Source organism: Paenibacillus sp. J22R67 (genome assembly GCF_059692175.1).
Genome location: NZ_JCAUAX010000013.1, coordinates 50,567 through 64,059, shown reverse-complemented (window position 1 = coordinate 64,059; position 13,493 = coordinate 50,567). Strand labels below are relative to the sequence as shown.

Annotated in this window: 11 protein-coding genes; 6 read left to right on the top strand and 5 right to left on the bottom strand. The window is 50.6% G+C overall.

All coding sequences use genetic code 11. The features are described from left to right. Positions 1-32 precede the first annotated feature (32 nt). The gene (locus tag AC58VC_RS32400; protein ID WP_497375121.1) at positions 33-227 is read left to right on the top strand and encodes a hypothetical protein; all 195 of its coding nucleotides are present in this window, start codon (positions 33-35) and stop codon (positions 225-227) included. Positions 228-394: 167 nt separating this feature from the next. Here the strand turns inward: AC58VC_RS32400 and AC58VC_RS32395 are convergent, their stop codons facing one another. The 3 genes from AC58VC_RS32395 to AC58VC_RS32385 form a co-directional block, all read right to left on the bottom strand. Next, positions 395-1,201: an EcsC family protein gene (locus AC58VC_RS32395; protein WP_497375119.1), complete on the bottom strand. Its 807-nt coding sequence runs from the start codon at positions 1,199-1,201 to the stop codon at positions 395-397. 127 nt (positions 1,202-1,328) lie between these two features. Continuing rightward, positions 1,329-2,996: an ATP-binding cassette domain-containing protein gene (locus AC58VC_RS32390; protein WP_497375117.1), complete on the bottom strand. Its 1,668-nt coding sequence runs from the start codon at positions 2,994-2,996 to the stop codon at positions 1,329-1,331. Next, positions 2,987-3,823: an ATP-binding cassette domain-containing protein gene (locus AC58VC_RS32385; RefSeq protein WP_497375115.1), complete on the bottom strand. Its 837-nt coding sequence runs from the start codon at positions 3,821-3,823 to the stop codon at positions 2,987-2,989. The genes AC58VC_RS32390 and AC58VC_RS32385 overlap by 10 nt, the downstream gene beginning before the upstream one ends. Before the next feature lie 124 nt (positions 3,824-3,947). On the opposite strand from AC58VC_RS32385, the gene AC58VC_RS32380 reads away from it, so the two are divergent. The 3 genes from AC58VC_RS32380 (at position 3,948) to AC58VC_RS32370 (ending at position 7,887) form a co-directional block, all read left to right on the top strand. Next, positions 3,948-4,550 (top strand): biotin transporter BioY, encoded by a 603-nt coding sequence (locus AC58VC_RS32380; protein ID WP_497375113.1) that lies wholly within the window; start codon positions 3,948-3,950, stop codon positions 4,548-4,550. Between the two features lie 287 nt (positions 4,551-4,837). Continuing rightward, entirely contained in the window at positions 4,838-6,319 is a 1,482-nt protein-coding gene (locus AC58VC_RS32375) for an S-layer homology domain-containing protein (protein ID WP_497375111.1), read from the top strand. Positions 6,320-6,702: 383 nt separating this feature from the next. Further along, positions 6,703-7,887, top strand: coding sequence for a YncE family protein (locus AC58VC_RS32370; protein WP_497375109.1), 1,185 nt, complete (start codon positions 6,703-6,705; stop codon positions 7,885-7,887). 1,046 nt (positions 7,888-8,933) lie between these two features. On the opposite strand, the gene AC58VC_RS32365 is transcribed toward AC58VC_RS32370, so the two are convergent. Then, complete coding sequence (locus AC58VC_RS32365) at positions 8,934-9,635, bottom strand: response regulator transcription factor (RefSeq protein WP_497375107.1); 702 nt, start codon at positions 9,633-9,635, stop codon at positions 8,934-8,936. Then, positions 9,604-11,838 carry a sensor histidine kinase gene (locus AC58VC_RS32360; RefSeq protein ID WP_497375105.1) on the bottom strand — a complete coding sequence of 745 codons (2,235 nt, stop codon included), beginning with the start codon at positions 11,836-11,838 and terminating at the stop codon, positions 9,604-9,606. The genes AC58VC_RS32365 and AC58VC_RS32360 overlap by 32 nt, the downstream gene beginning before the upstream one ends. A 263-nt stretch (positions 11,839-12,101) precedes the next feature. On the opposite strand from AC58VC_RS32360, the gene AC58VC_RS32355 reads away from it, so the two are divergent. Together AC58VC_RS32355 and AC58VC_RS32350 are read left to right on the top strand one after the other, a co-directional pair. Then, entirely contained in the window at positions 12,102-12,512 is a 411-nt protein-coding gene (locus AC58VC_RS32355) for a MarR family winged helix-turn-helix transcriptional regulator (protein ID WP_497375103.1), read from the top strand. A gap of 118 nt (positions 12,513-12,630) precedes the next feature. Further along, entirely contained in the window at positions 12,631-13,476 is an 846-nt protein-coding gene (locus AC58VC_RS32350; protein WP_497375101.1) for an SDR family oxidoreductase, read from the top strand. The last annotated feature ends 17 nt before the right edge of the window (positions 13,477-13,493 follow it).

Genomic DNA, 13,493 nt, shown 5'->3' with positions numbered 1-13,493 from the left:
CACGGGCACACAGGAGGGTGGGGAGGCTGAGCATGGCACAACGGCCTGGCGCACTGGCGGGCGGGTCAAGCCGAGCATGGCACTGCGGCACTGGCGCACGGGCGGGTGGGTCAGGCCGAGCATGGCACTGCGGCATTGGCGCACGGGCGGGCGGGTCAGGCACAGGAACTCCTGTAGCGAAGCCATGTCTTCTCATTGGACGAAATCCAATGAGAGCACCTTTATGAGGCGGAATCTCCGCGTTTCGTTGGATGAAATCCAACGAGACTCGCTAATATCAGCCTAAAGGGATGCCAATTCCCCCTGCGGATTGGATTTCATCCAACGAGAACCGCATTATAGCGGGCAAATTGGCATTTTCGTTGGATTTCGTCCAACGAGAGATTCGACTCATTTACAGCTCACTCCCACTCCCACTCTCGCTTTCACGCTCACTCTCAGCATCCAACCTCGCTTTATCCTCTAATCGGCGCAAGCGAAAGCAGTTCATGCCCGCCACGCCTAACTCTTCGAGCAGGCCAAAATTCGCCCACGCACCCACGACAGCACCGATGCCGGGTACAAGCTGCAGCATTTTACGGAAATCAATTGTATCCCGATACTCCTGCTGAAGCTGCAGCCAATCCACTTGATCCATATACGCATCCGCTGGTGGAAAGCCGCTTGCGATTTCGTGCCAATTTTTGATCGTGTCCAGTAGAGCCGGCTTTTTGGTCGAACTGGAGAACGCGATTTGAAACACATATAAGATGAACAGGCGCTCTCTATAATCCTTCGTGGAATAGCCATAGGCGTGCGCAAGCTCAAACAGGAATTTCAACTTTATTCCGATCAGAATCGGGAAGTCCGCCAGTCCGAGCAAAATCCCACCAGCTCCTGTACCCGCTCCCTCGGCAGCCGCAATCTTCTTGTAGAGCGACAGCAATTCCTCCGCTTTAGCATCACTTTCCGCTAAAGTAGCGCCCACAAGCGGGTCATTCTGAGGGATATAGTTCATCCCGAACAGCGTCGTCTGAAACATCCCTCTGACGGTTGCCGTGATTGTTTTGTGCACTTTTTCCGGGATGAGCTTATTGATGTTTGTGGAGACGGATTTCGAGGCTTTTTCAATCATATTTGGCGTTTTCTGTTGGCGAATTTCCCAGAGCTTCACTTTACGCAGCGTTTGCTGCTCATAGATACTGTAATCAGAAAATTTCATGTTTGGCACCGCCGTCCGCATTTCTTATTCAAAGTATAGTATACGGGGCAGGCGTGCTCAAGATTCCCTCAATAACGACAACAGCCGAGCAAAAAGAGCAGCTCCTCCAAATGAGCTGCTCTCCCTATTAATGACGCATAAGCATCAGGACGCCAAAAACAACTATGCTCCAAATAACAAGCAGCGTATCTTTAGCTTGCCAGCTTAACGTGCTTTTTTTCAGCAGTTGCTGCTTACCGTCGATTTTTTTCATTTCCATCGCTATGGTCATTTGCTCGGCTTTGTGAAACATAGCGAGCAGGAGCGGCACGACCAGCGCCGGGATATCCCTCATACGTACCATGCCGGGCCTGATCGCCGCTTTGCCTCTAGCCCTCACAATCGCCGAGAAGCGCTGCCACTCCCGTAAAATAAGCGGGATAAAGCGAAACAAGAGCGAGACCGCCAAAGCAAAGGATTCCACCGGCAGCTTCATCTTGCGGAAAAAGGACAGCGCCCAGTTCAGTCCCTGCACAAGCTGACCATACGGCGTAGACACGGCTAACCAGTAGCCGGCCATCAGGATCAAGAACAGACGTGTGAGCACGAAGGCTGCACTCCAAGCGCGATCGAACGCGAAGCCAAGCGGGAATTGCCCTTCGGCCGCGCTCCACGATAAACCTGCCAGCGCGAGCGACATGAACATGAAGATCAAGAACGGCACGGCGATCTTCCAGCTGCCGCGAATCGCGGCTCGCGGAAGGCCGAGGCACGAAAGGCCCAGGAGCAGCGCAGAAGCCGCGAGGCCGCTCCACACCTGCAGCTGCATCGTTCCGATGACAAGCAGCAGGTAGAGCAGCCACTTCGCGCGCGGATCACGCGCTAGCCACGCGGCCTGCGGCATCGCTGGCGCAGCGTGCGCTTCGCGCGCGGGTGTCGGCGCTGCCGCTTGCGGCGCCGGCGCTGGGCTTGCGCTGCTGCGCTCGCGCAGCGCCTGTAAAATCGCCGGAGCAGCCAGCTCCGGCGTGAGCAAATCCGGCGCGACGGCGATGCCGCGGCGCGCAAAGGCTTGAGCGGCCTCCACGCTGCTCGGGAGGCCAACACCCGCGCGCGTAAGCAGCTCTGGCGCGCGGCACAGTGCTTCCGGCGAGCCGTCGAAGACGAGCTCACCGCGGTCTAAAACGAGGACACGGTCTGCCAGCGGCAGGAACGTGTCCAAGTCGTGCGTGGCGATGAGGAAACCGCCACGCTCTCGCGCGCGAATGATGCGCAGCAATTCGCGGACGGCCGCCGCCTCGAGGCCGGCGGTTGGCTCATCCATGAGGAGCCAATCCGGTGCCGTGGCGAAGGTTGTCGCCAGCGCGAGCCGGCGCTGCTCGCCGCCGCTTAGCGCAAAGGGCGAGCGCTCCAAGGCGAAGACGCCGCGGGGGTCGAGGTCTGCGAAGGCGGCGCGGATGCGGCGCTCGCGCTCTTCCGCCGTGAGCCGATAAGGGCGCAGCGAGTAGGCGAATTCCCCGCGAATGTTGCTGGCGAACAGCTGCTGCTCCGGGAATTGAAAGATCAAGCCGAGCCGCAAAAGGTGAGCTTGGTCTACCTTTCTTTTATCCCACAAAGGCTGCTCATCAAGCGTTATTACTCCTGAGGCTGGTTCCAAAATACCCGCCAGCACCTGAAGAAGCGTCGACTTCCCCGAACCTGAATGACCAATTAATAGGGTAACTGAATCGTCAGAAAGCTCAAAACTGATATCTTTCAGCAGTTGCTGATTAGGATCATCCGGGACATTTATCTGAATGTTTTGCAAGGCTATAGACATGAATTTGCCACCGCCTCGGCCAGCTCATCCATATCCAGCGGAAGCAGACAAAGCTTGCAGCCATGATTCAGTAAATCGAAGGCTGTCTTCACCACATAGGGAGAGTCGAGCCCTAACTCGGAACAAGGTGATCTTTCTAGCGATTTATCTTCATCTTCCCCATAAAAGAAAGCCCGCGGTCCCCCATCAAACGTGATCCGCCCTTCACCAAACCCGATGACGCGCGTCGCATCCGCCACTTCTTCCAGTCGATGTGTGATCCATACAATGGTCGTACCTCGTTGATGGGCTTCGCGTACAGCTTGGCGGACCCCCTGTCTTGCTGCGGGGTCTAGCATCGCCGTCGGCTCATCTAGCACTAGGATTTCAGGTTGTAGAGCAAGTGCGGCCGCAAGATTAACCAACTGCTTTTGCCCCCCTGATAAGGTAGAAAGCGTACGTTCGAGCGGGAGCGACAAGCCCACAGCTGACAAGCTTTGGAGATACCATGCTTTGCGTTCTTCTACGGTTAAATCCTGCTTGCTCGGCAGGTAATCAAATTCCTCTTGGATGGTTTCTCCTACGAACTGGGCATCCGGCAATTGCAGCACGCCCCTAATTTGCCCAGGTGCCTTGCGTAATATTTCTCCGCTTGAGAGTGGACTTAAGCCCAAGAGACAGCTAGCTAAGGTGCTTTTGCCGCTGCCATTTGGTCCGATTACAACCATCCATTCCCCCTTATAAATATCTAAAGAGACGTCCGACCATACGCGCCGACCTTCTTCCGATTGTGTTCGATAGACGACGGAGGCGCTCTGCAAAGAAGCCACAATTTCTCGATTTGCCATATATAAAATGTCCTTCCACTTTCATAAAAGATATGCTATGATCTGAATGATTTATTGTTAACCATTGTTATAAATTTAAGTTGACAATACATAAACAATAACAGAAACAGGAGCGATGAACAATATGAAACTCACTTTACGCGGCGTTGTTTTCAGTGCCCTTTTTGCAGCAATCCTTGTGTTATTCAGCTTTGCAAGTATTTCACTGCCTTTTACACCTGTACCCATTACTCTGCAAACGCTAGCGGTTATGCTTGCCGGCGGCTTGCTCGGAGCACGTTATGGCTTTTTCAGTATGGCTCTCGTTGTGATCCTGACGGCTGTTGGCTTTCCGTTGCTTCACGGAAATGGCGGTTTAGGCATCGTGCTTGGACCTACCGGCGGTTTTATTATGATCTGGCCGATCTCCGCCATGTTGATTGGTATGATCTTGCCTCGTATTCGTGTGAAGGGCGTTATGGGCTACATCGCAGCCTTCCTAGTGATTGAGATTTTCGGTTCTCTAGTCCTTTACCTTGCGGGAGTTCCTTGGTTGATGTTCAAAGTCCCGTCTTATACGTTTGAAAAAGCGATGATTGCGGCCTGTTACCCCTTCCTCTTAGGGGATGCGATCAAAGCTGTGGTTGCTGTGTTTATCATTGTACCGGTTAGGCAAGTCTTTTCGCCAGAACGGCTTACTGGGTCCTCCTCGCACAGCGTTGTGCAGCGTACGGATGTCCGTATGTAGATAAAGATAGATGTCATGTAACACAGTAAATCGTAAATTTCAGCCTTACTGCTCATTCCTTTGGGCGGTAAGGCTTTTTTTTGCTTGCTGGGCAGGTTGCCATGTGATTTTTACGTTTTTGTAATGTGCAGGTCTGATTTTTTATTCGATTGTAATGCTCTGGCGTGTAAGCTTGATCTTGTAAGCAAGCACAACGCAAGACGCACGATGCAGACACATGACGCATAAGGCATAAGGCAACTTTTTAAACCTAGCAAGCCCATTATATCGAACAGGAGTGTTTATAGATGAAAAACAATAAAAAAGTAATTGCCGCTTTGACCATTACAGCAACTGTAGGTTTGTCCGCAATTCTACCTTTCAATGCCATGGCCGCGAACCCTTTCGCTGATGCCGCAAGCTCCTCCAAAGTACAAGCAGCTATTGAACAATTGGCTGTGCAACAAGTGTTATCCGGATATGAGGATCACAGCTTCCTTCCTAATCAGGCAGTAACTCGAGCTGAAATCGCCAAAATGGCCGCACTCGCTCTGCACGTCAACCTGGACACAGCGGCAACAACTACATTTAGCGATGTAGCAAAAGGAGATTGGTTCTACTCTTACGCAGCAGCCCTTGAATCTGTAGGAGCCATCACTGCCACTAACGGTCAATTCCAAGGCAGCCTTACACTCTCATCCGAGGAGCTGGCAGGCATTATTGCTAAAGTGTTAAAAGTGGATGCAGCCGCGGTACAGCAATTGCCGAGTTACTCTTCTTTAACTAGCAGCCAAGTGACGCGTGGTGAGGCCGCTCTTCTCATTTTCGAAGCGCAGCAATTAGCCCCTATCCATGTGACGAAGCTGGAGGTTTTGAACGCAATTACCTTGCAAGTCACCTTCTCAGCTCCGATTCCTACAGCAGAATTAGAACTTGAGCCCGCGTCCAAAAACTTTGTTTTTGACAACGGCTTGGCTATTGGCAACGTACCACGGTTAAAAACAGGTTCCACTTCAACTTACATTGTTCCAGTTCCAACGCAAAAAGCCGGAACGACCTACACGTTAACTTATAAAGGTGAGCTTGCCGGGACTTTTACTGCGAGCACTGAGAAGATTGCTTTGGCTTCCACGCAGCAAGTAGCTAATGACGTTTTTGAGGTTGAATCCCACTTGGCTGATGGCGTAGCGGATTATGGTTATGTCATTGCAGCCTATGCCAAAGGCCGTCCAGGCTCCTTTATCGTAAATGAGAAGAACCAATATAATGGCATGACGTACCAAATTCTTTCTTCCATGCGTAACCGTGAGGTGCAAATCACGCCTGAGGGCGGCACACCGATGACTGCCAAATATTTGCTATTCACGCAGGCAACCGATGGCCGCCAAGCGCCGAAATTCATTCTGCCTAACGGCGAAACATTGAGGCCAGGTGTGACTTACACGGTTTCTGCGGACTGGGCTACTTTGAAAAATCCTACATTCACAGCGAAAGATATCGCACCGCTAACGATTCAATCCGCTTCCGCAGTGGATGCGAAAACAATTAACGTGACCCTTTCCCAGGATCCAAAGGATGAAATCTTCGTTTCACGTCGCGTTACTTTGACGGGTACCGATGGTACTGTTCTGACGGCAGAGTACACGCTGACTTCCCGTAAAGGTGCTGTGGGTACTTTTGCTCTGCTTAATAACGGGCAGCTTGTACCAGGTATGACGTATACGGTTGCTCCAGAAGGCAAGTGGGCTACGGCTTCAGCTGCGGGAGTAAATTTGACTGTTGCGAAATAAAGTTAGGAAGTAAGAGCTACGGAGGAGGATGTCCCGCGGTCATTGAATGACTGGGGACATCCTCTTTTTTATAGAGCCGCAGCGATTAGCGGGAAAATCTCCCGTTATTTCAAGCAATTCCGGCTTAAAAAAGGTAAAAAATTACTGGAAATTATACCGTTAATCCACTACAACTCTTATACTTCCTTGCTCAATCGTCCCCATTAACAGGAGAAAATTCCATTTATTCACCCAGTAGCTATGTTACTCAATTAAATAGCGGTAGTATTTCCCGTTAATCTAAGGGAGCGCTCCCAAATTCTCAAGAAAAGACTCTCCCTCGGTCATTTGGTGACTTGGGACCGCCTCTTTGTTCTACCATCCATTTCAATGAGGTGATTTATATGCTGTTCAAAAATCGTGCGTTATTCGTTATGCTGACGCTGGTTCTTATCGTGGTCGGCTGCAGTTCGCGTCCTGCACCTTCCTCCGTTGCTTCTCCGAGTACGGATCTCGGGAAGCCTACACCTGCGCCTGTGGCAGTACCAAATGCGACACCAACTGTTGCACCAACGACCGCACCAACACCAACAACAGCGCCTGTATCAGAATCATTGCTTGTTACTCACTCTAAAAGTGATTATATGTCTTTTCTTGACCCGGCTACGGGACAATTCGAAAAGCTGACGGTTGGCAAGGCGCCTTTTGCCATTGCCTTAGGTCCTAATCATCGCGCCTATATATCTACTGCGGAAGGTGTCGCTGTCGTGGATACGCAGCAACGCAAACGTGTTGCGTTAGTACCTTATAAGGCAGCAGACGCTATTGGTAAGCCCCAATTCGGTGAATACCGTCCCGGTGGAATGGGAATTGCCGTATCCCCTGACGGCAAATTCGTCTATGTCGGCGTGTACTTGACCGGTCGCGGCGGAAGCGTGAAAAGCCAACTGGAGATCATGGATGCGGAGAAACTCATCATGACAGGCAGTGTCGCTGTAGGCGTTCGACCGTTCGATGTGGTGACTAGCCTCGACGGCCGAGAGATCTACAGCATCGATCACGACTCCTACTCCGTGACGGCTGTCGATCCTGTGCGGCTCAAGGCTCGCACCCTTGAAGTGGCTCCCTTCGGCAAAGGCGGCTTCGAGAAGCCGCACTACGCGGCGGTTCGTGCTGATGGCCGCCTGCTCTTGCCGTATCAGGGGCGAGGCCTAGTCGTGCTCGACCCTGCTAGCGGCAAGTATGAGACGAAGCCGCTGACGGGCAACACGCATCAAGAGGGCGTTGCTCTGACGGCCGAGGACAAGCAACTGCTCATCATCGGCATTGGTGCTGCGGGAAGTGCAACCGGCAAGCCTAACTTGACCGTGCTCGACGTCGAAACGTACACCGAGAAGCTTTTCCCGCTGGAGCGTATGCACCAAATGGTCGCTGCGAGCGCGGATGGACGCTTCGCTTACCTCACCGGCGGCGTTACTTATGCGGATACTGGCTGGAATGGGATGACTGTCGTGGATCTGGTCTCTGACGCTGTCCGCAACTTCGAGGTGCCGGATTATCCGCTGGATGTGCAACTGCTTCGGGAGTGATATGACTTTGGGATGTTGATGAGCGTATTTTTTTCCATATTAATGCAATATTTCCAAAACGAAGAACGTCCTTACTATTACGCACGTAATAATCGGGGGTTAGGATTTTTTTGAAACATTTCGTTTTGTTTTTGTGCCTGTTCTTCTCAACCAGTCAATAATATCAAGGATACTAATTCTGAAGGTGTCGATTCTTCTACGAAAAAGGAATATACGGTTGGACTCACAAGCCCTAGCATTGCAAATAAGAATACTGATTTCACACTTAAAGCAAAATTTACGAATAATACAAATGACGAAATACGCATTACTCATGGCGAAAAACTATTTACGTTTTACATTGCCGATAGCAAGGAGAAAATTATAAATCACTATCCAATCGCAAGCCTTGGTATAGTGCGAGGTATTCCTAAAAATGGAACCGTTGTTGAAGGATATACCTTCAACATAGATGTCCCTGGAGAGTATGTAGTTTGGGCTGTTGCTAATTTTGATATCTCAGAGAACAATGCTGATAAAAAGCATGAATTGTTAACCTCAAAGCAAGCTTTAGTTATTAGGTAGTACGTCATAGACTTAGCATTGGTGCTCTCGGCTGTTTTTCACTACCACACGCGACACTTTCTAGCACACGAGACAGCCTAATCAGCACTCTGGGCCACAACTAGCTACCTTTCACGGGGTGAGACAGCCTTTTGCGCACTCTCGATCGACTTTTACTGCCACGCGGCACTTTCTTTCACCTGAGACGGCCTAATCGGCACTCTCAGCCACATCTAGCTACTTTTCACGCGGTGAGATAGCCTTTTATGCACTCTCAGCCAACATTTCCTGCTACACGAGCAACTTTCTCCCGCCGAGACGGCCTAATCGGCACTCTCAGCCACATCTAGCTACTCTTTACGCGGTGAGACGGCCTTTTGCGCACTCTCGATCAACCTTTATAGCAGCTAACATCCCCCTCCTACGAGGACGAACTACTCGCAGCCCACAAACAAAAAATCCCCCTCATCTGATAAATATCTGACAAGGGGGATTTTTCACGCTCACTCCTGCTTCGCCATGTAACCTACCCCCGGGTAGGTTACAATTAGCTCCGCAGCAGCACCTTCCGCTGCGCTTTTGATCTTCTGCCGGATGCGGGCGATGGTAACCCGCAAGTACTCGACCTCATCGCGGTACTCGCTTCCCCAAACCTCGCTGAGCAGCTGCTCATGGGTCATGACTTTCCCCGCATGCTGCAACAGCAGCGCAAATAAGTTGTACTCGGTCTCCGTGAACTTCACCTCGGTCTCGCCCAGCCAGATACGGCGCTGGGCGAGGTTCGCGGTCACAGGGCCGAGCGTAATCTCGCTCGTGGTGACCGGAGGTGCTATGCGGCCATCCATGCGCCGCAGCACAGCATTCACTCGGGCGAATAGCTCGTCTAAGGAGAATGGCTTCGTCAGATAGTCGTCCGCTCCGAGATTGAGCCCCTGCACTTTGTCCGCTCCATTGCTGCGTGCGGTCAGCATAATGACAGGGACGCTCGAGTAGGAGCGCAGTCTTTTTAACACATCGAATCCGTCCATCCCTGGCATCATCAGATCAAGCAATATTAAATCCGGATCAAACTCTTCAACTTTCTCCAGCGCCTCTGCCCCGCTTTGGCAGGTCAGAGTTTCAAAATCCAACGATTTCAGATTCGCCGCGACGAAACGCACAATTTTCGGTTCATCATCGACGATCATGATTTTCTTCTTGTTCATGTCCGTTCTCCTCCCCTATAAACCTCGGTATGGAGAGAGTAAATGTGCTTCCCTCACCAAGCTTGCTTGCCACATGAACCTCTCCGCCGTGCGCATGCAGGATGCCCTTGCAGATCGCCAGACCCAGCCCTGTCCCCCCGGATTGACTTCTCGAAGAAACATCTACCCGGTAGAACCGGTCAAATAGTTTGTCCATATGCTCCTCAGCGATGCCGATACCATTATCCTGCACGTTTAAATTCACAAAACGTTCATCAGCATGAGCTGTAATCCGGATTATCGGATGCTGCGTATTGTATCGAACCGCATTCGTGAACAAGTTCACTAGCACCTGCTCCATCCGTAGTTTATCTGCATAAATTAGCGGTGTATCCTCCGCCACATGCACCTCGAACTGCGTATGCATGTCATTAGCCTGCTGCGGAAGTCTTCGCATAGCGCTTTCTACAACGGTTTCCACACGAAGAGGCTGCGGGTTGATCCGCATAGCGCCGGAATCGATTTTGGAAATATCCAGCCAGTCGTCGATCAGATCCTGAATGCGCCCGATATCCTCGTGAATCCCCTGGAGCAGCTCCTGTTTAAAGCTTTCTTCCCACTGCGCATCGACTCGAAGCAGCGTTTCTACGCTGCCACGTATGCTGGTGATAGGCGTTTTGAACTCATGGGAAGCGAGTGAGATCAGATCATTTTTCAAAGCATCAATTTCATGCTCCTTCGTCATATCACGCCACACATACCCACGGCCAAAAACCCGCCCTTCTCTCGCCACCTGAAAAGCCGATACCATCATAAAGCGCTCTTTGCCCAGACCACTTTTCACCGTAAAAGTCCCCTGTACCCTCGGCCCCGCCGTCAATTTCTCCAGTTCGTCCTGACGTTCAGGCAGCAGCAGCGCAATACGGTCGAACAACACCGATTCCTGCATAATCGTCAGTTCAGGCATCGGAATAGCGAATATTTCCGCCATCCGATGATTGGCATACACCACTTGATGTTCCATATCGATCAATACGACGGCATCGGACATGCTCTCCAGCACCGCATTTAAAGTGGCATGCTCGTCCTGCAGCCGCTGGGTCCTCTCCTCGACACGATCCTCCAGCTCACTGTTGAGCTGAAGCAGCGCGCCTTGGTTCTCCTTGATTTGCTCCGCCATCTTGAAGAAATGGTCCGCCAGCAATTGCAGCTCCAGCGGCGCCCCATTCGGAACGACCTTGCCGTCTGGCTCCATGAATGTGCCGCCTGCCAAACGCTTCGTGTAGCCAACTAAAGCGTGAATAGTACCGTTCAACCTTTTGGCCAAAAGACTGCCCAGCAGCACCGTCAAAATAAGCGTAATCACCAATAGCAAAAGCGTAATGCTCAGCGATTCGGTAAAAGCGGCATTCACCGCTGCTTTGGATTTGCTCACCCAAACGATCCAATCGATATCGGGGATGGTTTTGTAAGTAATCAGTTCTTTTTGCGTAGAGTTGGTTAGTTGGTAAGTTCCTTCGCCTTGCTTCTGAACCCGTGCGTCGGCTACAACTGGCTCCTGAGATAAATCCGCCAACTTTTCAGTCAACGCTCCATTGGGATGATAGATGGGCTTGCCCCCATGATCCAGTACAACTGGATACGCTTCTTTGCCGTAATCGTATTTCGTCACAAGCTCCTTGATAGGCGTAAGCTCCAGCACAGCGAGCACGAAGCCATCAGGCTGCTTATTTCCTTTATAGATGGGTACTGCTATCGCAACAGCCGGCTGATTCAACCCCTCAGGCCCAAGGAAAAGTGACGAGATAATCGTGTTTTGGGCGGTTTGCACCCGCTTCGTGTAGTCTCGATCCTTCACATCAGTACCAATCAGCGAATCATTAGCTGTGTTATGCGTAGCCTTGATCAAGTTATTTGGATCAACCACATAAATGCCTGAGAAACCCGCCAAATTCTGCTGCAGCGACTGCAGCTTCAACGTCAAGCTCTCGCGCGTCCGAAAGGCCGCATCCGAGGCCGAAATCGTGGCCGCCAGCGTTTCAACCGCATTGCGATGGTAGTACATATAATCCTGCACGGCGTCCCCCAGCCGGTAAGTCGTCAGCTGCTGATTCCGAATGGACTCCTGCGTAATATGTGTAATTTGAGAAACCTGAAAGGAGCCAAGAATCAGGATCGGAATCATCGCCATGATGGCAAACGTTACCGTCAAATGTGATCGCATGGAATAATGCTTCAAAAGCGTTCCCCCGCCCTTCATTGATCCTTCTATTTTATCATTAGAAAAAATGTAATGAAAATGAAATGTGTTTTTCATCTGCTTTTAATGAACTAGGCCTATAATAAGTCTCAACCCCCCTTTAAAATATATATACTTAGACCCGCAGCCCGTTGCTGTGGGTCTCTTTTTTTACCCTTCAGGAGCTTGGATCCCAGGTTCGACCTTGCTATAATGTATAGATACTAAACAAAAAGGGCGGCTAATCCATGGACAAGGATCTCCTCATCACGTACAAATTTCGCGAAATCAAGAATGCCCTCTCCTCCTATTTAACGCAAGTGCTTCCCCCATTTCACGTTTCACCGATCATGATGTATGCGTTAGAATTTCTTCGCAAGCATCCAGATTGCATCGCTGTTGATATTGCGAATGAGTTCGGCCTGACCCGTGGTGCGATTACGCAGCTGCTGGATAAATTAGAAGAGCAGGAGCTTGTGATTCGCAAGCCTCATCCTACCAGCCGCAGAAGCCTGTTGCTGCAAGTTACGGACAAAGGACATACGCTTATAAACGACATCTTAGAGGCGTATAATAACAAAATTGAACAGCTCTTCACGCCTTATACCGAAGAGGAGCTTGCGCAGCTCAGAAAGCTTTTGGAGAAGCTGCCGCTATAGCACGTAGATCCCGACCTTAACCACGTTGGGATTTTTTAATGACTTGACTATTCTGTTGAATTAACATACTGTATAGAAATTAAACAGTTTATAACATTAACATTTGGAGTGATTAACTATGAGCAAAAGCAAAGTTATCGCGATTACTGGCGCATCCTCAGGCATTGGTCTAGCGACGGCCCTGAAATTTGCAGAATTAGGCTGGACTGTTTATGCGGGAACGCGAAATGTCGAACGTGATCAGGAGCAGTATGGGCACCATGCGAACCTTCATTTTATGGAGATGGAGGTAACAAGCCCTGAGTCGCTGGAAAAAGCTTTTGCTGTGATCGACAGTCATCATGGTTACCTGGACGTTCTGTTCTGTAATGCTGGTTTTGGTTATTTAAGAGCATTAGGACAAGCGGAGATGGAAGATATTCATCGCGTTTATGATACGAATGTCTATGGGGTTATGCATACGATCCGCGCTGGACTGCCGCTTCTGCGTAAATCAGATGCCGGACATTTGGTAGCAACAACGAGTGTTGGCGGTTTAGTTGGACAACCCTTCAATGAAATCTACTGCTCGGCTAAATTTGCCGTTGAAGGCTTATTAGAAAGCTTAGCTACGTACTACAAGCCAACGTTCAACATTGATGTTACACTGCTTGAGCCTGGCGCGATTGCAACTAATTTTAACCAGACGGTCCTTGGGCATGTTCAACAAACAGGTGGCATTCTGGAAGATGAATATAAGCCGATTATCACGCAATATTTGGACGCCTTCTCTAAACGGAATTCTGTGCCTCAAACGTCAGAATCGGTTGCCGAGGTTATGGTCAAGCTGATGGACATGGCGCCTAAACCGCTGCGCATTCGCACTTCGGAGGCCGCGGAAGCTTTTGTGCAATATAAAGTGAGCCAAGACCCTACCGGCTTGGACGGTATGCTGAATACACGTAAGCTTCACTTGAATTTATAAAAAATCAGGACCCGCCC